Here is a 269-nt window from a genome sequence, read left to right on the forward strand (position 1 = left end):
GCCTGGTTGCTGGTGATGGGCCTGGGCGTGCAGTGGATTCACTGGCCGGACGAGGTGGTGGTGGCGCTGTGTCAGCAGGGTTTCCGGGTGATTCGTTACGACAAGCGTGATGTCGGCCTGTCCTCCTGGCGGCAAACCCCGGCCGAGGCCAACCTGACGTTCGAAGCCTTGCGCTACAAACTCGGCTTGCCGGTGTCGGCGCCGTACACCCTGACCGACATGGCCGACGATGCGTTGGGCCTGATGGACGCCTTGAACGTCGAGCAATT

1 protein-coding gene is annotated in these 269 nt (G+C 63.6%); it reads left to right on the top strand.

The genetic code is table 11. The features are described from left to right. Positions 1–269: alpha/beta fold hydrolase (locus tag BK660_RS30145; protein WP_404942965.1), on the top strand; the 269-nt coding region annotated here is incomplete at both ends.

The organism is Pseudomonas brassicacearum (assembly GCF_003732265.1).
GTDB classification, from domain to species: domain Bacteria; phylum Pseudomonadota; class Gammaproteobacteria; order Pseudomonadales; family Pseudomonadaceae; genus Aquipseudomonas; species Aquipseudomonas brassicacearum_D.